We start from the raw sequence: 18631 nt of genomic DNA, 5'->3' as shown, positions 1-18631 counted from the left end.
GGTCGGGTTCTTCTTGTCTGGACGGTGCGGACACCGTCACTGGCTGCGTGTCAGTGCTTGTGGCCCGACTCCATGGCCACTGCCTGACCGACCACGGCTTCCTTCAGCTCACCGCGTCGGGCCCACTGGGCCTTGAACGCCGGCAGGTCCGGCTGCATGTCGTGCAGCGGCGGGTGGCCCGGGACGGCGTATTCGGTTTCGACCTGGGTGCCGCAACCGGGGCAGCAGTACTCCAGAATGCGAACCCACTCGGGGTCTGGGCTGAAGGTGAATCGATACTTTTCCGGGTCAATGATGGGCGGGTGGATGTCGCGCGGATCGCGGTTGTGCACCAGCAGGCCTTCCTTGTAGGCCTCGTGGGCCGAGCCAATCACGTGACCGCAGACGCGGCACTCCCAGTTTTCGGTCTCCAGGTCGATCTGGAGGTATTCGGTCATCAGAACTTTCATGGGATCAGCCCTTCCGGTTGAGCAAAACATCGCCGGCATCGCTGACCACAAAGGCCCAGCCATCGAGCACACGGCAGGTGAAAAAGTCTTCTTCGAGAATGGCCGGACCTATCGCCCAGTCACCCTTCTGGAGTTGAGCCAGCTGGTAGACCGGCACATCGACGCGACCCTTGCTTCGGGTCAGCACGTTGCGAACGCCCACCGAGACCGCCGGCTTACCCCGGGTAAAACTCGCCTTCTTGGCGCCTTCGGTGCGCAAGGCCTTCACGGCTTTGAGTTCCAGTTCGACCGTGCCCGCCTTGTCAAAGGCGGCCGGAAACACCGGTTCATCGTCCAGGGTCTGGATCTCTTCCCTGCCGTTGCCGAAATCCGCCACCAGGCGCGCCTCCATGGCGTAGTTGCCAGCTTCGTAGCCTTCGGCGTACATGTCGCGCGAGGCTTTCACTTTCAACGCATCCAGCGCGTCTTTCAGACTGGCCGTGTCGTGCTGCTCCAGCATCACGGTGTAGCGCTGCGACACATCGCAGGAGCCAATGCCGTAGGCGCTGAAAACTGCTGCCATCTGTGGAATGGCCACTTGGTCGATGCCCGCTTTTTCGGCTACACCGCAGGCGTTGAGTGGTCCTGCACCACCAAAGGCCAGCATTACGGTGTCTTTGGAAATCTTGGTGAAGCGGTGCAGCTCCACGGCAATCTTTTCCTCGTAGGCGAGCTCCATCTGCAGCAAGGCATCGTCCAGCTTCAGTCGCAGGGGTTCGGCGATGTTGGTGGTCACTGCATTGGTGGCGCGCTCGACGTCCAGCGTCATGCCGCCACCGAAGTAGGACTTCGGATCGAACAGACCGCACAGCAAACCCGCGTCGGTGATGGTTGCTTCCTTGCCGCCACGGCCGAAGCAGGCCGGCCCGGGCACAGCGCCCACACTGTCCGGCCCGATGGTGATATGGTTGTTCACAACGCGGAAGATCGAGCTCCCGCCGGCACCGGCACTCATGATTTCGCACAGGGGAATAGACACGCTGATCCCCTCCACGTGACCGCGCCGCACCTCGGCCACCGTGCCGTTGAGGTATTGACCGATGTCGGTCGTGGTGCCGCCCACATCGATGGAAACGCTGTCGGTGAATCCATACAGCCTGGAGAAGGCCTTGACGCCTTCCATGCCACCGCGCGGACCCGAACTGTAGGTGTTGATCGCCACCGTCTTGGCCACGCGGGAGGCGTCACCGTCGTTGCGAAAGATCAGCAGCGGGTTCTTGGTCCGGTACTCGCGCAGCCGGCTCTCTGCGTTGAACAGGAAGGCCTCCATGGCGGGGTGCAGGAAGGAATTGATCACCGCAGTCCACGTGCGCCGCACGACATCCTGGTCGGCCGTCAAGTCGCTCCCGTACAGGATGGGGACGGCCCCCAGCAGGTGCCGTGGGTACTTGCGCAGAGCGATCTTCTTGAAACGGTCTTCCACCGCCAGGAAGTCGTCACCACCGAAGCTCACCACCAGCCGGTTGGCGCCGGTGGCCGTGAGGTGGTTGATCGCCTTCACCACGTCCACCTCGGCGGTATCGCCCATCACGGTCGCAGAGTCCAGGAACACCACACGGTCGCCCACCAACACATCGAACACTTCCGGATCGTGCTCAGCCAGGCGCACTGGTAGGTCACGCGACTGGGCGTCGATGATCAGACCCAGGCGAGGCCCCTTGCGCTCGCAGATCGCGTTGGTGCCCTGCGTCGTGGAGTAACGGATCAGATCGACTTCTTCGAGAAGCCGCCTTACATCCGTCTGGCCGTAGATCACACCGGACGCTTTTTGCAGGCCTTCAAAGAAGCACTTGCTCAAGTCGTACGGCGTGGTCAGCACCTTGGTTTTTCGGACCCCTGTGTCATCCAATATGCAGATATCGGTCAGGGTCCCACCGTTATCTATGTTGATTTGCAATGCCATGTCGTGTCATCTCCTAGTGTTGATCGAACGATCCTCGTCACCGCTGGCCGCAGAGGCCTGGTCGAATTTCGCGCAAGTCTTATTGCGAGAGCCGTGCCAGATCTGGAGAAGAAATAAAAAATGCTTAAGTTATTGATTTAAAAAGATATTTTTAGAACCTCAGGAATCATCCAGAAGCAGAACCGTCCGATTTCAAGTCGGACAACCGTGCTGCGGCGGACGTGATGCGCCGCAACAATTCAGCCCCCTAAAAACGAAGGCCCGGCTGTCTGGCGCTACCTCTCAGGAGGTCAAACGCTGGACAGCCGGGCCTCTTTGTGCCGGGCTTTTGGGGGATGAAGAATCAGCCGTTCTAAGCGCGCGATCGTTTCATGTTCAGGACAAGGCGGACTGGGCGCGCAGTTCGTCCACAAGAGATTCAAGTCCGAATCGCTTGAGCTTTAGGTACACGGTGCTCTTGGCAATGCCCAAGTGCCGCGCCACTGCCGTCAGGTTGCCCAGACACTGGCGCATCGCGTCAACCAAGGCTTCCCGCTCGGCGGCTTCCAGGCGTGTCAGATCGCGCGCATGCGAGTCGCCATCGATCGCGGAGGGCTGCGCTGCCACGTGTGCCATGTGCAGGAGCTCCGGGGGCAGATCTCCTTCGGTGATCACAGAGCCAGGCGCAGTCAGCAACATGCTCTCAACTGCGTTGCGGAACTCGCGCACATTGCCCGGCCACCCATACCGTTGCAAGGCATTCATGACGCCGGGTCTCACCTCCTTCACGCCCAGCCCGTGCTGCTTTGACAGCTGTTTGACGTAGTGCTGGAAGAGCAGTGGAATGTCTTCCTGACGTTCACGCAACGGCGGAATGTGGATGCTGGTCACCGCGATGCGGTAGAACAGGTCCATGCGGAAGTTGCCATCGCGGATTTCCTTGCGCAAGTCCCGGTGGGTCGCTGCGACCAGGCGGAAACTAACCTTTCGAGGCTTGTTCTCACCCAGACGGTACACCTCGCCTTCCTCAAGTACACGCAAGAAGTTGGGCTGCAGATCCATCGGCATCTCACCGATCTCGTCGAGAAACAAGGTGCCGCCATTGGCGGCTTCGATCTTGCCGATCATGCCGCCACGCTTGGCACCGGTGAACGAACCCTCGGCGTGACCGAACAGCTCGCTGCTCAGCAGCTCGCGCGAAAAACTACCACAGTTGAGCGCCACGAACGGCGCACCGGGGTTCGAATGGGCTTCATGAATACCGCGTGCGAAAACCTCCTTGCCGACGCCGGTCTCCCCGGTCAGCAGCACAGAGACCCGCGACTTGGCCAACTGGCGCGCCCGAGAGACCGTGCTCCGGATGGCGGCCGATACACCAACCACCCGCTCAAACGACGTGTCCAGGTCCTCGATCGACATCGACGGCAGCGAGACAAATACACTTTTTGTCCGTTGCCGATTGGGCATCGTCAACAAGGCGCCGACCTGCTTGCCCTCGACCAGCACCGGCTCCAAATGGTCGCGCTGCGCCCACTGCGGCAGCACCAGCGACTGGTCGTCACCGGTGATGCGGATGTCGGGCAGGCGCAAACCGGAGAGACCAATGTTGGCACGCTCCAGTTCGATCAGCATCTCGGCGGCCTGGTGGTTGGCCTTGATCGCTCGACCCCGACGGTCAAACAAGATGACGCCATCGCTGTTCTGATCGTTCATCAGGTGCACGCAGGCCTCCAGCAGGCTGTAGCGCAGGTCCAGCTCCGTCTGTGCCAGCCGGCTTTCGATGCGCGCAGCGGTGGACACCACCAGCGCCAGGGTGTGTCGGCTGTACGAGCCCGTGAGCCCCGAGACATCAATCGAACCCAGCGGCGTCCCATCCAGCGAGTCCCGGATCACGGTGGCCGAGCATGACCAACGCTTGATGCCCTCGCAATAGTGTTCGGCCGAGTGGATCTGCACCGGTTGCCCAACCGACAGCGTGGTACCAATCGCGTTGGTTCCGGAGGCGCCTTCGCTCCAGTTTGCGCCAGCGAGTAGGTGCACGCTTTCTGCCGCGCCCAGCGTGCGCGGGTCACCCTCCATGCTCAGCACGGTGCCATGGGTGTCGGTCAACACCATCACCGTACCGGTCTCGGAAAGAAAGGTGCGCGCTTGCGCCATCACTGGCGTGCTGGCGCCCAGCAACTCTGCACATTGGTCGCGCAACTGGTAGAGCTTGCCGCCCGAAATGGTGATGGGCGCCTGCAACTGCCCCGGATCCACGCTGGCGAACTGACAGCGGCGCCAAGAATCGTCGATCAACGAACGCAGGCCACTGGGGTCGGCCGATGGATCCTGCTGGAATCGTTCCCAGGCCAGCATCACGCGCCGGTCGTTCTCGGGCCGCGAGAACATCTGTTCTGCATTGGGCATGCTTGTCTCCTGCGCTGTGGTCGCGCTTGTGTTTTCTTGCCGGTTCGCCCAGGCTGGCTGCTCAAAGCGCCGGACAACCCTCGAAGCAATATTCGCTCCAAGCACAAAAGCCCGAGAGCCACACTGCCATGCATGCGTATGGCAGCCTGCCCCCGGGTCAGATCACCTGGGGCCGTCCGACCCGGAATCGGTCGGGCGGCGTTCGATTATCGGACGATCAACTCATGATCGCAACGACCTCATCCCGCGGAAATCACCACCTTGAGCGCCTTGGTCTGGGCCGCTCTGGCGAAGGTGTCGTAAGCCTCCATCATCTGGTTCAGGGTGAAGCGGTGGGTGATCAGACCCGAGGGGTCAAGCTTCTTGGCCACCACGGTTTTGAGCAGCATCGATGTGGTCTGCGTGTCGACCAGTCGGGTGGTGATGGAGATGTTCTGCATCCAGAGCGTTTCGAGGTGCAGGTCGACCTTGCTGCCGTGCACGCCCACGTTTGCGATCACACCTCCCGGCGCCACGATCTCCTGGCAAATGCCAAAGGTTGCAGGAATGCCCACTGCCTCGATCGCGGTATCCACGCCCACACCCTCCGTCAAGCGTTTCACCGCCTCGGCGGCCGACTCACGACCGCTGTTCACCACGTCGGTGGCGCCGAATCGGGTGGCCATTTCCAGGCGGCCATCGTCGAGATCCACCATGATGATGCGTGCCGGCGAATAGAACTGCGCCGTCAGCAAGGCCGCCAGCCCCACCGGGCCGGCACCCACAATGGCCACAGTGCTACCTGGTGCCACCTTGCCGTTGAGCACGCCACACTCGAAGCCGGTGGGCAGGATGTCGCTCAACATGACCAGCGACGCTTCATCGGCGCCTTGAGGCACCGGGTACATGCTGGTGTCGGCATGAGGTACGCGAACGTACTCAGCCTGGGTCCCATGGATGGTGTGACCCAATAACCAGCCACCAGACGTGCAATGCGAATACATGCTGCGGCGGCAATATTCGCAGCGCCCACAACTGCTGATGCAGGAGATCAGCACGTGGTCGCCCACCTTGAAGTTCGACACGGCGGAGCCCAGGGACTCAATCACCCCCACCCCCTCATGCCCCAGCACGGTCCCTGGCTGACAAGTGGGCACATCGCCTTTGAGAATGTGCAGGTCGGTGCCGCAGATCGTGGTGTGAAGGATCTTGACCACCGCGTCCGTGGCGTTCTCAACCTCCGGTTTCGGTACGTCCATGACGGACTTCTTGCCAGGGCCGCCGTATACGAGTGCTTTCATGCTGGTTTGCTCCTTGTGTACGAGAGACGTGAACGATCCCGCGCGGTCCCATTGATCGCATGTCCAGCAACACATCGGCGCAGTCGGGGTTCTTGTCTTCTCTTGTGGGCAACGCCTGAAAATTGGCGTTGAGCTTGACGCGCAGCTATCTGCGCGAGTCACAGTTAGCAAACTTCAAGCCAAGGTAACGAGACAGAGCAGCATGGTCAGCTGCTTGTGTTTAGCGAAGATTCGGCCCTTCGAGGGCAATACACATTCGGTGTGCGACTCAAATTGCGACATCGATTTGATATCGAACGTCTTAAAGTTGGCCGTTAATTGGTCTGGCAAATACAGAACCGCCGAGCTTGCTTGATTCGACGGTGACAATTCTTCACCATCACGAAACACCACGGGACACTCCAAACTCCCAGTTCACCAAGCCCCCCTTCGACACAGCACGAAGCTGCTTACCAAGTTGCCGCTCAATCACAGGGCTCCAAGGCACAAGGCTAAACCCCATCCCATCGTCCAGCATCGCAAACCGTCCACTGGCCAGCTGAATAGACACGCGGTAGACACCTTTGATGGTCTCGCCATCCCGCACCAGCCGCCACGTCTTTCCGGTCTCCTGCTGCAGCTTTTGCCCCACCACCGCCAGCTCACGATCCCGCAAGGTCGCCAACAGGTTGCGGGCGAGAACAACGCGCTGCCCCCGGCGCTCGGCCAACCCCTCCCCCACCAAAAAATCCACACGCCGCGGCATCGCCTCCTGCACCTGCGCCCCGAACCCTTGAGCTACTGGCTGGGGCAAGCCGCTCACCACCAGCGCCCGGTCCAACCAGGTAGATCCCACGGCCTGGATCTGCTTCTCCAGGGGCAGGTGCGAGCGCAGTTCGACGGCATGCCTGGCCTCCTTCTGCGCCCCCTGTTGCCGGACCCTCTGCAGTAGGTTCGATGGAATGGCCCAGACGCCATCGGACATGCGTTCCACAATTCCCTTGCGACGCAGTGCTTCCAACCTCCGCACATGGACTTCGATCGTTGCCTTTGGATCCTGATCGCCTGCCTGTAGGAGTTGCACGCGATGATGGGCCGTGGCGTAGATCCCTTCCGAGGCCAAACCAAGGATCGTGCGATCCACAGCACGCTCCAGCGCCTGCGGTTTGCCTTCAACGATGCCCCCGACCGGCAGCTCAGCCAGATCGGTGCTTGCCTGCAGCCGGAGGTAGTGCGCCCGGCCATCAATGCCATCGACAACCAGGTAGGGTTTATCGTGCAGTTCGCCATCCAGCCCCCTAGCCACAATGCGCCCCACCACGGGTACATCCACCCGCGCATCGGTCACCAGTTCCCGCAGTTCTCCCTTCATCGCCCGGTGCATGGTACGCAGGATGTCGCCGCGCTCCCCCATGGCCACGAGCGTCTGCTCCATCCGCGGCACAAGGCGCCACCGGTGGGCATCAAGGCGCTCGGCCAATGCCATGGCTTCAAGGCGCTGCAGCCGGGCGCGCAGCAGGTTGAGGCGCTGCGTTCCCAGGGGCACAGGGATACGGCCGGGAGTCTCCGTCAGGTCCACAACATCCGCCACAGCCTGGCGCTGCAGTTGCCGATCCAGCCCTGTCCATCGCTGCTGGTCCACTTCGCGCTGCTGGCTCTGCCCCATCTCCAGTTCGGTGCGCGGCCCCAGCCATTCCGTGGCCAGCTCGCAGGCACGCTGGCGCATCCCATGGGCCATGTAGTCGGGCGCGATGACCAGGTCCGCTCCCCTGCCCTCGCCCGAACGCCCGCGCAGCACGACATGGGTGTGCGGGTTGTCCGTATCCCAGTGGTCTATGGCCACCCAGTCCAGGCGGGTTTCCAGATCGACGGCCATGCGCGCCATCAGCGTGCGCGTGTAATCGCGCAGGTCTTCAAGCTCCCCGGCATCCTCCACCGACACGATGAAGCGGAACTGGTGGCGGTCCCCTTGGCCCCGCTCCTCGAACGCCTGCAGATCCGCAGTGTCCGTGTCCGCTCCGTAGGCCTGCCCCTTCCGTCCATCGCGGGTCGTGCCGTCGCGTTCGATGTACCGCAGGTGGGTAGAAACCGATCGAGCGCCCACTTTCTTGAGCACGACAAAGCGTGACTTGATGACCACACGCCGTGCGTTCCTACCCAGCCCCTGGCCCGCGATGCCAGCCGCCACGCGCCCCCGGCCAAACGTGGATGCAGGACGCATGCCCTGCTTCCCCGACGCCTTGGCCCCGGCCCTGGAAACCTCCTTCAGCACCTGGCTGATCAGGCGCGGCGACCGTGGTCCAGGACGCGACTTCGGCGCGCCCGGCCGGACTCTGAACCGCCCCTCCTCCGGTCCGACCTTACGCGCGGCCATGGAGCCCACTCCAGCGCGCCTGGGCGCAAGGGATCGGGAACGGCACGCGCCAAGCACCCGCTGCGGGCCGGATCCTGCCCCGGCACGGCACTGCATGCGCCCGGCCTGGTGCCGTGCCCAACCCACGTGCAGACTGGCTTGGCGGGCACATGCGTGCCGGCCCTTTTATCTTGCCCTCCGTCTGCGTATCCCATATTGGCTCCCGACTCCCACCCGCCGCCGGTCTTGCGCACCCACCATGACACCACCAGGGCGGCCCGAGCAGCGGCGCAAATGTTGCGGGCTCACGGCCTCCACACTGCACCGCCGACTGCGGTGCGAGTGCCGCGTCCATTGCCACCCGTTGGCGCCGTAAAGGATGCTTCATGGTGCACTCCAGGTCCATACCGGGTGCGCAATGCCGAGTACGGCCGACACCTGGACAGGCCCAAAGTACCGGCTATCGAACGACGCCGGATGGGTATCGCTCAACAGGAACACCTCCCCCTCTACAAGAACCCGGCACTGTCCCCAGGCTTGCAACGGGCGGACCATGCCATCCTGCAGCGGCACGCTGGCCACCACGGCGTCGTCGATGCGCACCGTCTGCTCGCGCACGCACACCGATTGCGGCGCCAATGCGCCGACACGCTTGAGGATCGGCACCCCGATGGGCAGGTACCCGCGCTGTGCCGCCAGCGCGGCCACATCGGCAGAAAGCCGGACCAGCACGGTGCTGCCCACATGCAGGGAGTCCGCGCGCTCTATGCGTTCAATGTGGTACCAGCCGGGCGCCACGCTGGCGCTCGGGTTGTAGATGAACCGAGGCTCCCTTGGCACCAGCATCGGCCCAACCAAGAGGGCCACGGCGGTCGCCATGCCGGCCAGCAGCATGGGAAGCGGTACAGCAGGCTGCGTCATTCCCTGCCTCCACGCGCCAGGTGCGCCGCGTGCCGCTCGGCGGTGTAGACCGGCAGCGGCAAGCCTGCACCAAGCCGATAGCCCACCTTGCGCCAGTAGCTGGCAGCCACAGTGCAGGGATCGATACCCAGCGCCTCAACGGCATCAATGGCCGCAAGCACCGCCTTGACCTGCATCTCGCCATCGGCACGCAGCAGTATGCGCGCGCCCGGCAGCACACCCGCTACGCGCTGCGCGTCTTCAAAAGGTGTCGGCGCCTGCATCACCAGGAGCTGCCAGAGCGCCGTGCCAGAGATATTGCCGATCCACTTCACACGACAGCAAACGGTGCCCGGCATGAACATCGCCGCACGCCGCCAGCGATCCAGCACGATCTCCACCGTCGGCTGACCAAACCGCAGCCAGATGTTGACCCGGTCCTCAACTAAAGCAAGCGACACCCGCATACGGGTGGGACGCTGCGGCACCATCTTCTGCAGCGACGCCTGCTGGATAGTTGACGCAAAATGGGATTCCGGCGCCATCATGCCCCGTCCTCCGGGTACTCGCGCTCCAACAGCTCGCGCAGCATGTCCGCGGCTGTGATGCCGCGCCGGAACGCTACAACCTTGATGCGCCCGCGCAGCGCCGGTGTCACATCGATGGTGAGCCGTGCGGTGTAGATGGATGCCTTGGCCGGTATCTCAGGCGCGTTCGCCTGCCGCACCCAGGTTGATGCAGGATCTGCCCCGGGCCTGCGTCCGATCGGCACCCGGTGCGGCGTCACTATTGGAGGGAGTGCCGTCATCGCAGAACCTCCCGCACGGCCTGCGCGAGCGCCACGATCTCGCGTGCGGCCGCACATTGCGGCGCCGCTTCGCAGGCCAGCCGTCCTGCGGCCACGCTGTCGGCGAACACAATGCGCTGCGAGACCTCTGTCTCCAGGGCAGCAAACGGTTGGTCCGCTAGCGCTGCACGCGCTTCGCGCCCGATCACCGTGCCGACCACGCGCCGGTTGATCACGAAAGCCGCGCGCAGCTGTGGCCGGAACACCCGGGCCTCTGTGATGAGCTGCACCATCTCATGGCTGGCCCACACATCGTAGGCGCTCGGCTGCACCGGAATGAGTACCAGGTCAGCGGCCAACAGCGCGGATCGCGCCAGCGCTGCGACCCTTGGCGGTCCGTCAATGACCACGAAATCCGCCTGCAGGGCGATCTGCGGCGCTTCCTGGTGCAAGGAGTCCCTGGCCAGCCCGAACACCCCGTAAAGCCGCTCCTGGCCGCTCTGGAGGCGCCGCTGCGCCCAATCCAGGGCGGAGCCCTGCGGATCGGCATCGAGCAGCGTGACGCGGCTACCTTGCAAGGCCAGTTCGCCCGCCAAGTGCGTGGCGAGTGTGGTCTTGCCTGCCCCGCCTTTCTGGTTGAGCAGGGCTATCACTTTGCCAGGGCGATTGCCTTGCTTTCCTGCTGGAAAGTTTTGGGGTTCTGGACCCGCCTGATTTGCCATCGCAGAACCATTGCTCAAATTTTGAGCAGCTCCTGTTCGCGCGCGCGTGACTTCCATTTATGTATCCCTTTAGTTGTTTAGGGAGTGCCCAAACCGTTACTGGGCATGGCTTTCCGGTCGATCGGTGCGGGCGATCCACCGATACTTCTGCGGGTGATACCCCGAGGGTCGTGCGGGCGATCCACCGATCCCGTCCCCAAGCCATCCACAGCTTCTTCAACAGAATCTGTGGACAAGTCGCTCCGGGGTCGGTTGTCCGGATCGGGCAGAAAAACCAGCCACTCGGTGCCGCCACTGCGCTCAATGGACAGCCAGTAACCTGGCAGCGCCTGGCGCCGAGCCAGGTGGCGCACCTGGATGGCGAAGTCGGAGGGCCGCTGCAGGCTGCCCGACTTCAGGTGCAGGTGGCGCATGTCGAAGCGCCATCCCGCCTGTTGCCGGCCACCGTGCTTGCGTACCAGCCGATACAGCCAGCGCTCAATCCCCCCTGAAAGCCGGAAGTACGTCGGATCGAGCGTGAGCACCAGCCCCTCGTCCATCACGCCGGTAAAGAACCAGTCGGCCAGAATGAGTTCGATGCCGTCGGAACGCCCAGCTGGCTGGACGTACTCTTTCCATTCGTTGATCCAGGAGAAGCGGTGCACGCGCATGGCGCCGTTCGGGCGCTCGCGCTGGCGCAACGTCGTGGCGACGGTGGTGGACTGCAACCGGTCCAGCGCGGCGCGCAGCGCCAGATAGTCGCTGCGGCCGGTTCCCCGTTGCGCAAAGCGCAGGATCTCGTAGGGCGTGGCCACCATCAGGCGCGAAGGCGCAATGCCTTCCTTCTTGGCCTGGATGATCTGGCTCGCAGCCCAGATCAGCACGTCGGCATCCCAGATGGTGGCGATGCCGTGCTCGGGTACGCCCTCGACCGTGAGAGAAATTCCGCCCGCTTCAAATCGGATCGGCACAATGCGCGGCGACTTGGCCAGCGAGAAGAACGGATAGGCCATCAGGTCCTGCGCGTCGCGCAGCGCCATGTCGCTGCCCGGCAACGCGCGGAACAGCGACAGCTGTTCGCGTTCTTCGGGCGCTTTGACATCTGTGGTGCCACCTCGTCCGAGCCAATCAACGGACGGAGTCACGCTGCACGTAGCCGGGGTCCGAGGTCATGCCGTAGGCACGGCCATCGGCCCAGGCACGCAGGTCGGTGGCCGCATAGACCACCCGTGCGCCGAACTTCCGGAAGCGCGGGCCGCCACCGAGAACGCGCTGCTTCTCCAAGGTGCGCGGTGAAAGTCGCAGAAAGGCCCCCGCTTCTTCGGTGGTCAGAAACTCAGGGTTTGCAGAAGCTGCGGGGGCAGCCCCCAAAGGGGGCTGGAGCGCAGCCGCTGCGGCTGTGCGGGAAGGGAAAGAACTGCCAACGGCCATGACGGACTCCATCGCTGTCGATAGGCCGCAAACCATTCGCGACCCGATGGAAGCAGTCTCGGAAATCGGGCCCGATCCAGGCAGGGAGAGATTCAGCGCACCGGTTCGTCTCCGGGGGGCTTTGCAGCGGGATCCAGCACACCCGCCAGAGAAAGATACCCGCCATTCATAAACGATTCGGCGCGCCGCAGCAGATGACGCACCTGCGCGCGGAGTTCTCCATCCTCGTGCCAGCGCAGGACGACGGCTTCAAGGCCGAACAGGGCCTGGGCGATGTCGCGGTGAGAGGCGCCCGCTATCGAAGCATCGAGCGCCTGCAGGGCGCGCAGGTGCAGCAAAGCGGAACGGGTGGCCGACCGCACGTGCGAGATCTGAAGCGCATGACCTTCCAGGGCCTGTGCCTGTTCTCGGTACCCGTCGAGCTGACTGCGAAGCCCTGGAGTCAGCGGCACGGCGCCCACATAGGCGCCGCCATCCTCCAGAGTGCCTGAGAGCGACAAGCGCATGCGCAGCGCGCTGAGATCTGCGGTGATCGTCAGGTCGTGCCCGTCCATTGCCAGGCGCTTGCGGCCAGGGATGCGCCACAGATCGAACCGGCGGGTCGCAGCACCGTATGCATGCACTGCGCGCACGTGCAACAGTCCGTCAGAGGACGACAGCCATAACGGGTGAACAAGCCGTCCATCCTGCTCGGGGTCTTCGGCGACATCGCAACCCCCAGCGGGCAAAAGACACCACGCGCTTGCGACGAGTCCAATCCGCGCGGTAGCTGGGGTGGCGACGAAGGTACTCCCAAGCGAGGGCTGGATCGTCAAGGTCCAGCACGTAGAGATAGGCGGCTGACACACCCCACGGCGCGCGGGGAAGGTCTTCGGGGTTGGGTTGGGTCACGGAATCCTCCTGTGGAAGGAGGAACCTGCCACACAAGGAGAGTTACAGAGTCGCCTTTACGGCGAGGCCACCTCGCGTGCCGAGCGATGCTGAAACGATTGTGTCAGTCAGTCGTTGATCGAGCCGTCGCGCTGCGCCTCGGCCAGGTAGCCCGAGAGCGTCTGGCGCGGCTTGAAATGCGGATCGGCCACGATGCGCATGCCGCGCGGCCCCCGCACACCTTCAAGGGCAGAGAGGCTGACATGCCCAAGCTCCGGACTCCCAGTGCCAGCATCGCACAGCCCGAACGCTCGATCTCCATCGGCATCCAGCTCCGTCAGCAGCCACACGGCCCCAGCATCCAACGTGTAGAGCTTGACGACCGGCAGAGGATCCAATGCCTCACCACGCGCACGCGCAGCGTCATTGGCCTGCATCAAGCTTTGCTGCTCGTTTGTAATAAATGTCATTGTGGTCGTATGGGCGCGTTACATCCTAATACAGAGCCCGAAAAATTCAACTGGCACCCCGCTTTAAGGGTTGTGTGGCCGTTCTCGGATGGCAAGTGAATCCAGCGGTATTCAGTGATGGACTTCGAAATCTCTCCAGTATGGGTATCTTATCCCGTGGTTTTATTTCCCGTCACCAAAGACAGTGGCGGCTGTGGCCAAACCGTCTCCGTCTTTCGCAAAAGACCCGATCCTCATCGCGCTAGGCGATGCGATCCGACGTACGCGTGCCACGCGAAATATTTCTCAGGAAGCATTGGCTGACCTCGCTGGTATTGACAGGTCCTACATGGGTGGGATCGAAAGAGGCGAGCACAACGTGGCAGTGATCAACCTGAGCAAGATCGCCGAGGCGCTTGAGGTTCGCCCATCCGCTCTATTAGCCACTGCAGGCATTTAGCGGGCCCTCATTGCGAACGCGTTTGTCCAGAACCAAGCACCAAAGCAACCGCCCATGTCACCGCAAAGGGCACCGCCGAAGCGGCGCCCATGACTGCTACACCACAATCCGCCCCGCAAGCCGCGCCTCATTCGCGTAGGCACTCAGCCGCTTCTGCGGAGTGAAATGCAGGTCCCGTTCCACTGGAAGCCCCAGTCGGCCGCGCACGGTCGCGAGTTCTGCCAGGCTGACCCAGCCCAACTCGGGATAGCCCATACCCAGGTCGCACAGCCCAAACACATGGTCGTGATCGTCGGGGTCCATCTCGGTCAGCAGCCAGGTCGCCCCGGCGTCCGGGGTGAACAGCTTGACCACCGGAGCGGGATCGAAGTTGTCTTGTTCGAGGGATTGCCGGCCATTCGCCAGCAGTTGCGCGCGTTGTTCGTCCGTGATGAGCTTCGTCATGGTCTTCTCCTTGGAAGGAATCAGGGCGGGATTGCCCGAGACCGGAAGCAGCACGGCGCAGCGCAGCCGTCACGGTTCGCAGACGGCCGCCAGGACGCCAGCGTGCACCGCACGCGCAGACCTTGACGGCGAGAACGTGCGACCTGCAAGTCGCTTGAATTTCTGTTTCACGGAGGTAGATATGACCTGATGAAACCGGCTGTTCCATCAGCCGTTCCCTACCCGGACATGCGGAGCTGGCAACGGCTCGGTGTGAAGCTCCGGGGACAAAGTAGCCGCCGGTTTATCCGGTACGCCGAGCCGCGAGGCAAGGCGGAATCTGCCAGCATGAAGGCGGAGAGGAGCAAGGGATGGATGGGTACGACCAACGCATGTGAACGTCCGCCAACGCGTCGTAATGTCTATCGAGCCAAACGTGCTGACAGGCTCGAACCAAAAGGTACGCGGCAAGGCATGGTCCTTTGTTCTCTGGACCATCATGGACACCAATGCCGCCGGCGCACAGGACGGGTCCGCACCATCCGGAAATTCATGCGGAACAGGGTAAGCCCATCACGCTGCCGGCAACGGCAGGCGAACCGTGAGGAACGCTGTTGGTGTGGTGGGTAGAGGAATGCGGAGAAAGCGAATGCCCGGCTGTAATGGACGGGATACGGGCTGCGACATCGCCCGACGCGAAAGCGGGCAGACTTCCGCGCGGTCATTCATGGCGAGAGAATCTTGACCAATCGTTGTACGAGGAAAAGCAGATGACGGCGGACGACACGAAGGTGCCGGATGCTGGTGCGTCCTCGCCCGCTGCACAGATGTGGGACCAGGCGAACTGGAACCAGATCGAGGCAGAGGTGAAGCGGCTTCAGATGCGTATCGCCAAGGCAGTTCGGGAAGGCAGGTGGGGCAAGGCGAAAGCCTTGCAGCGACTGCTGACCCGCTCGCACAGCGGCAAGTTGCTTGCCGTCAAGCGAGTGACGGAAAACAGGGGCAAGAGAACGCCGGGGGTGGACGGGAGAGTCTGGCTGACCCCGGCGGCCAGATGGAAGGGGATGCTGTCGCTGAGGCATCGTGGCTACCGCCCGATGCCGCTGAGGCGGGTCTACATCCCCAAGAGCAATGGAAAGAGGCGTCCGCTGGGAATTCCATGTATGCGGTGCCGGGCGATGCAGGCCTTGTGGAAGCTCGCCCTGGAACCCATCGCGGAGACACGGGCGGACCCGAACTCCTATGGCTTTCGGCCGGAACGCGCGGCCGCCGATGCCATCGAACAGTGCTTCACGGTCCTGTCACGCCGCACGTCGGCGCAATGGATTCTGGAGGGTGACATCCGAGGTTGTTTCGACAACTTCAGTCACTCCTGGTTGCTGGAGCACATACCGATGGACAAGGCGGTCCTGCGCAAATGGCTGGAGGCTGGCTACGTCGATGAGGGATCCTTGTTCGAGACGCGGGCGGGCACGCCCCAAGGGGGCGTCATCTCGCCCGTGATCGCGAACATGGCCTTGGATGGCTTGGAGGCGGCAGTGCATGCGAGTGCCGGTGGATCGGAGCGCGCACGCCGCAGAGCCAAGCTCAACGTCATCCGCTATGCCGATGACTTCGTGGTCTCCGGCACGTCGAAGGACGTGCTCGAATCCCAGGTTCTGCCTGCAATCCGTCGGTTCATGGCGGAGCGTGGGCTGGAACTGGCGGAGGAAAAGACCCGGATCACGCATATCGAGCAAGGGTTCGACTTCCTGGGTCAGAACGTGCGCAAGTACGGTCGCCAGTGCCTGACCAAACCAGCGAAGAAGAGCATCAAGTCGCTGCTGGACAAGGTCAGGGACATCATCAAGGAAAACGCGAGCGCTACGCAGGCGGCGGTGATACGGCAACTCAACCCGGTGATCCGCGGCTGGGCCATGTATCACCGCCACGCGGCGGCGAAGGCGACCTTCTCACGAATCGACGATCACATCTGGCGCATGCTCTGGAGGTGGGCTCTGCGCAGGCATCCCGCCAAAGGGGCACGATGGGTCATCAGGCGCTACTTCCGGGTAAGAGGATCACGGTCCTGGGCCTTTGCGACGAAGGGCTCGGCCGACGGCACAACTGTCGGCCTTCAACTCTTCCGGGCGATGACGATACCCGTCACTCGCCATGTCAAGGTTCCAGGGGCCGCCCATCCGTTCGACCCGGAATGGACTGCGTATCTGGCTCGTCGTCGAGCCGCGAAACGTTCCGTCAGATTGTTCGGTGCCACCCCATGGTGCTGAAGAATGGCTTGAGCCGGATGCGGGGTGACTCGCACGTCCGGTTCTTAGGGGGCGGCGGCGCAGCAATGCGCCGCTGCTACCCGACGGCGTGATACGGTGAAGGGAACAGCAAGCCAGCCCCGCCCGCCAAACAAGTCGGTCATCGGAGACGCAGCCCTCCCTGCCGATCCGGCGAGCCGGTTCGGCGGTATCGAAGGGGGCGCCAAGCCCGGCGCGGCGGGGATGGGCCGCAAGTCGATCCCCAGGAGGCAAGCGCAGCGCGCAGCACCGCCGGGGCGAAGGCGTCAGCGATGAAAGCCCGTAGGGACGAGACGCCACCGGCGGCTCGGTGCACAGCACGCCAGCGCGGTCCGGCCAGGCCGGAGACGCTCAACTCCGTAAAACAAACAAGACACTTTTACAGACAACCCCAATCCCGTGAACCCATCTCTACGGATCTAAGGAAACCTGCAAAACAGCAAATACACTGATCCAACAATGCGCCCATCCGCAAAGACGGATGAACGCTTTCTCGTATTTCCGTACTACAGGGCGAAACAACTCACGCACCACCCTCCTCTCCAAAGCAATGAGACAAAAGCGCCCCGCTGAGCGGGGCGCCGAGGGCGACGTCAGTCGCCCTTGCTGCGCGACCAGATCAGGTTGTGCGCGCCATCCTCGCCTTCGACCAGGCGGGCATAAAGGGTGGCAGGGAAGGATGGATCGTCCAGGGTCACGGACAGGTAGGGGCGCTCCGCCTTGCTGAGTTTCTTCCACGCCGCGCCGATCTCCAGCCCGTTGCCGGCGACGACGCGGTAGTCCGGGGCGTTCTCGCTTGCCTTGTCGCTGGGCACAAGCCGGACCTTGACGTTGAGCGTCAGGGTGCGAACCGTGCCGGTGTAGCTGCCGTTCTGTGTGGTGAAGGTGCCGATGTTGGCCATGATGAAGTCCTTTCGAGGTTGTCCAGGTCGCGCCCATCGCGGCCTTGGCGTGATCCGATGGGCGAGGGTCGGGCGCGCCGCATCCCGCAGCGAAGCACAGGGGCCGCAGCGCAGCGAAGGATCGGGAGGCCCGAGAAATTTGCCGCGCGAGGAATCCGCGCAGCGGAGGGGAAATTTGTTGGGCCGGACGGTTGCGGCGAAGAAGCCCGAGGCAGCGCAAACGAAGTGCAGCACCGCCGTGCCCGAGCCAGGATTCACGGCAGATACAAGGCCGCCGTGGGGGTGATCCTGTACAGAAAGGATTCATGGCCCCCGGCGCCGGTCCGCCTCACCGTAGCGCAGCGGTTGCGGCACAGCGCCCCAAGCGACTCACGCCAGCCGTCACCGACGTTCAAGCGTCAGGCAATTCGCGTTGTGACAGCCGCTCCACGATGCGCTGGCATTGATCCTCGCGAAGCTCGATGCCGATGGAGCGCCGCCCTGTCTTGCGGGCCACTGCCAGGGTGGTTCCGCTTCCTGCGAAGCAATCCACCACCAGTCCGCCTGGCGGCACGCTGTACTGGATGAGCGGGGCCACGATGGCCTCGGGCTTCTGCGTCTCGTTGACCGCGTAGCCGTGGCAGCTGCGCGCATAGATGACGCTCTCCATGAGCTTCGGCCCGCCGTCTTCGCTGGTGTAGCTGCTGGTCCCCATGCCGCCCCATTGCGTGGGGCGGCTCTTGCGGCGCAGGGATCGGGCCGTGGCCTCGTGACTGAACTGGGGTTCCTTGTAGATGTCCCGCCAGTTGCCCCGGTAGAAGTGCAGGGCCAGTTCATGGATCCTCCGAAACCGGTCCGCAAAAGCGTTCGAGCCGTTGTGCTTCTCCCACACGATGTCCTGCGACAAATGCCACCCCTCAAATTCCGCTGCGCGCTCCATGAACATGCGCGTCGAACCAAAGCACCACATCTGGTTCGCCACTTCGCCCGCCAACGCAGGCCATCCGTCAACCCACCGGTCCCATTGGAAGCTGGTCTCCGCATAGGGGG

The 18631-nt window shown here is 63.1% G+C and carries 18 protein-coding genes and 1 pseudogene; 2 read left to right on the top strand and 17 right to left on the bottom strand.

The genetic code is table 11. The annotated features are described in order from the left end of the window. Positions 1-50: 50 nt before the first annotated feature. The 14 genes and pseudogenes from NFX52_RS15015 to NFX52_RS14955 form a co-directional block, all read right to left on the bottom strand. Positions 51-449, bottom strand: a complete 399-nt coding sequence (locus NFX52_RS15015; protein WP_202907129.1) for an acetone carboxylase subunit gamma — start codon at positions 447-449, stop codon at positions 51-53. A 4-nt stretch (positions 450-453) separates the two neighbouring features. Continuing rightward, positions 454-2391, bottom strand: coding sequence for a hydantoinase/oxoprolinase family protein (locus tag NFX52_RS15010; protein ID WP_055395286.1), 1938 nt, complete (start codon positions 2389-2391; stop codon positions 454-456). Positions 2392-2766: 375 nt separating this feature from the next. Continuing rightward, positions 2767-4779 carry a sigma-54-dependent Fis family transcriptional regulator gene (locus NFX52_RS15005; protein ID WP_207402055.1) on the bottom strand — a complete coding sequence of 671 codons (2013 nt, stop codon included), beginning with the start codon at positions 4777-4779 and terminating at the stop codon, positions 2767-2769. A 239-nt stretch (positions 4780-5018) separates the two neighbouring features. Beyond that, on the bottom strand, positions 5019-6059 hold the full coding sequence (locus NFX52_RS15000; RefSeq protein ID WP_055402165.1) for a zinc-dependent alcohol dehydrogenase family protein: 1041 nt from the start codon (positions 6057-6059) through the stop codon (positions 5019-5021). Positions 6060-6438: 379 nt separating this feature from the next. After that, positions 6439-8259 (bottom strand): DUF3363 domain-containing protein, encoded by a 1821-nt coding sequence (locus NFX52_RS14995; protein WP_353848483.1) that lies wholly within the window; start codon positions 8257-8259, stop codon positions 6439-6441. A gap of 516 nt (positions 8260-8775) precedes the next feature. Continuing rightward, the gene (locus NFX52_RS14990) at positions 8776-9312 is read right to left on the bottom strand and encodes a S26 family signal peptidase (protein ID WP_055402169.1); all 537 of its coding nucleotides are present in this window, start codon (positions 9310-9312) and stop codon (positions 8776-8778) included. Next, positions 9309-9839: a DUF2840 domain-containing protein gene (locus NFX52_RS14985; protein ID WP_055402171.1), complete on the bottom strand. Its 531-nt coding sequence runs from the start codon at positions 9837-9839 to the stop codon at positions 9309-9311. The genes NFX52_RS14990 and NFX52_RS14985 overlap by 4 nt, the downstream gene beginning before the upstream one ends. Continuing rightward, positions 9836-10099, bottom strand: coding sequence for a hypothetical protein (locus NFX52_RS14980; protein WP_055402173.1), 264 nt, complete (start codon positions 10097-10099; stop codon positions 9836-9838). The genes NFX52_RS14985 and NFX52_RS14980 overlap by 4 nt, the downstream gene beginning before the upstream one ends. Beyond that, complete coding sequence (gene parA, locus NFX52_RS14975; RefSeq protein ID WP_238385784.1) at positions 10096-10800, bottom strand: ParA family partition ATPase; 705 nt, start codon at positions 10798-10800, stop codon at positions 10096-10098. The genes NFX52_RS14980 and parA overlap by 4 nt, the downstream gene beginning before the upstream one ends. Before the next feature lie 257 nt (positions 10801-11057). Next, positions 11058-11924, bottom strand: a pseudogene (locus NFX52_RS14970) (replication initiator protein A); the annotation flags it as partial. After that, positions 11908-12210: a helix-turn-helix transcriptional regulator gene (locus NFX52_RS14965; RefSeq protein ID WP_242701231.1), complete on the bottom strand. Its 303-nt coding sequence runs from the start codon at positions 12208-12210 to the stop codon at positions 11908-11910. The gene NFX52_RS14965 and the pseudogene NFX52_RS14970, both read right to left, overlap by 17 nt. A 92-nt stretch (positions 12211-12302) precedes the next feature. Next, positions 12303-12833 (bottom strand): DUF2285 domain-containing protein, encoded by a 531-nt coding sequence (locus NFX52_RS14960; RefSeq protein ID WP_435301291.1) that lies wholly within the window; start codon positions 12831-12833, stop codon positions 12303-12305. 22 nt (positions 12834-12855) lie between these two features. Next, a complete protein-coding gene (locus tag NFX52_RS31090; protein ID WP_353848484.1) occupies positions 12856-13056 on the bottom strand; it encodes a transcriptional regulator domain-containing protein in 201 nt (66 codons plus the stop codon). A gap of 152 nt (positions 13057-13208) precedes the next feature. Beyond that, positions 13209-13550: a DUF2958 domain-containing protein gene (locus tag NFX52_RS14955; RefSeq protein WP_055399752.1), complete on the bottom strand. Its 342-nt coding sequence runs from the start codon at positions 13548-13550 to the stop codon at positions 13209-13211. A gap of 184 nt (positions 13551-13734) precedes the next feature. Between NFX52_RS14955 and NFX52_RS14950 the strand changes: the two genes are divergently transcribed. Further along, positions 13735-13989: a helix-turn-helix domain-containing protein gene (locus NFX52_RS14950; protein WP_353848482.1), complete on the top strand. Its 255-nt coding sequence runs from the start codon at positions 13735-13737 to the stop codon at positions 13987-13989. A 96-nt stretch (positions 13990-14085) separates the two neighbouring features. Here NFX52_RS14950 and NFX52_RS14945 read toward each other — a convergent pair whose 3' ends face one another. Further along, complete coding sequence (locus tag NFX52_RS14945; protein ID WP_055399754.1) at positions 14086-14433, bottom strand: DUF2958 domain-containing protein; 348 nt, start codon at positions 14431-14433, stop codon at positions 14086-14088. A 749-nt stretch (positions 14434-15182) separates the two neighbouring features. Here NFX52_RS14945 and ltrA point away from each other — a divergent pair. Further along, a complete protein-coding gene (gene ltrA, locus NFX52_RS14940; RefSeq protein ID WP_055399755.1) occupies positions 15183-16682 on the top strand; it encodes a group II intron reverse transcriptase/maturase in 1500 nt (499 codons plus the stop codon). A 611-nt stretch (positions 16683-17293) separates the two neighbouring features. Here the strand turns inward: ltrA and NFX52_RS14935 are convergent. Beyond that, a complete protein-coding gene (locus tag NFX52_RS14935; protein ID WP_055399757.1) occupies positions 17294-17602 on the bottom strand; it encodes a DUF736 domain-containing protein in 309 nt (102 codons plus the stop codon). 391 nt (positions 17603-17993) lie between these two features. Beyond that, a partial coding sequence (locus NFX52_RS14930) for a DNA-methyltransferase (protein WP_252635698.1) occupies positions 17994-18631 on the bottom strand: 638 nt, incomplete at its 5' end.

The sequence above is a fragment of the Acidovorax facilis genome (assembly GCF_023913775.1).
GTDB classification, from domain to species: domain Bacteria; phylum Pseudomonadota; class Gammaproteobacteria; order Burkholderiales; family Burkholderiaceae_C; genus Acidovorax; species Acidovorax facilis.
Note: the sequence above shows the minus strand (reverse complement) of the source record. Positions and strands in the feature narration are given on the sequence as shown.

What these genes read in the sequence shown, in the direction of transcription:
- NFX52_RS15015 (WP_202907129.1), bottom strand. Translation starts at nt 449, where the DNA reads ATGAAAGTTCTGATGACCGAATACCTCCAGATCGACCTGGAGACCGAA.
- NFX52_RS15010 (WP_055395286.1), bottom strand. Translation starts at nt 2,391, where the DNA reads ATGGCATTGCAAATCAACATAGATAACGGTGGGACCCTGACCGATATC.
- NFX52_RS15005 (WP_207402055.1), bottom strand. Translation starts at nt 4,779, where the DNA reads ATGCCCAATGCAGAACAGATGTTCTCGCGGCCCGAGAACGACCGGCGC.
- NFX52_RS15000 (WP_055402165.1), bottom strand. Translation starts at nt 6,059, where the DNA reads ATGAAAGCACTCGTATACGGCGGCCCTGGCAAGAAGTCCGTCATGGAC.
- NFX52_RS14995 (WP_353848483.1), bottom strand. Translation starts at nt 8,259, where the DNA reads ATGCGTCCTGCATCCACGTTTGGCCGGGGGCGCGTGGCGGCTGGCATC.
- NFX52_RS14990 (WP_055402169.1), bottom strand. Translation starts at nt 9,312, where the DNA reads ATGACGCAGCCTGCTGTACCGCTTCCCATGCTGCTGGCCGGCATGGCG.
- NFX52_RS14985 (WP_055402171.1), bottom strand. Translation starts at nt 9,839, where the DNA reads ATGATGGCGCCGGAATCCCATTTTGCGTCAACTATCCAGCAGGCGTCG.
- NFX52_RS14980 (WP_055402173.1), bottom strand. Translation starts at nt 10,099, where the DNA reads ATGACGGCACTCCCTCCAATAGTGACGCCGCACCGGGTGCCGATCGGA.
- parA (WP_238385784.1), bottom strand. Translation starts at nt 10,800, where the DNA reads ATGGCAAATCAGGCGGGTCCAGAACCCCAAAACTTTCCAGCAGGAAAG.
- NFX52_RS14965 (WP_242701231.1), bottom strand. Translation starts at nt 12,210, where the DNA reads ATGGCCGTTGGCAGTTCTTTCCCTTCCCGCACAGCCGCAGCGGCTGCG.
- NFX52_RS14955 (WP_055399752.1), bottom strand. Translation starts at nt 13,550, where the DNA reads ATGACATTTATTACAAACGAGCAGCAAAGCTTGATGCAGGCCAATGAC.
- NFX52_RS14945 (WP_055399754.1), bottom strand. Translation starts at nt 14,433, where the DNA reads ATGACGAAGCTCATCACGGACGAACAACGCGCGCAACTGCTGGCGAAT.
- ltrA (WP_055399755.1), top strand. Translation starts at nt 15,183, where the DNA reads ATGACGGCGGACGACACGAAGGTGCCGGATGCTGGTGCGTCCTCGCCC.
- NFX52_RS14935 (WP_055399757.1), bottom strand. Translation starts at nt 17,602, where the DNA reads ATGGCCAACATCGGCACCTTCACCACACAGAACGGCAGCTACACCGGC.